1 pseudogene is annotated in these 255 nt (G+C 53.3%); it reads left to right on the forward strand.

The features are described from left to right. A pseudogene (locus ACZIRK_RS45690) lies at positions 1 to 255 on the forward strand (FAD-dependent oxidoreductase); the annotation flags it as partial.

Genomic DNA, 255 nt, shown 5'->3' on the forward strand with positions numbered 1-255 from the left:
TGTCGCTCTACAAGAAGATGCTGGACGAATCCTTCGTGATCAAGGATCTCAAGAAGCACAAGGATATGCCGATGCTGATGCATACCAACTCGCAAAACTTCTTTCTCACCTATCCGCAGCTCGTCGCCAGGGCGATGCAGAACTATGTACGGGTCGACGGCACGCCGAAGGCCGAGAAGGAGAAGCTGACGTTGAAATCCTTTGTCAATGCGCGGTCATGGACCGGTTTATTTGGCGATGCATTCCGCCTCGCGC

The organism is Bradyrhizobium sp. Leo114 (assembly GCF_055229415.2).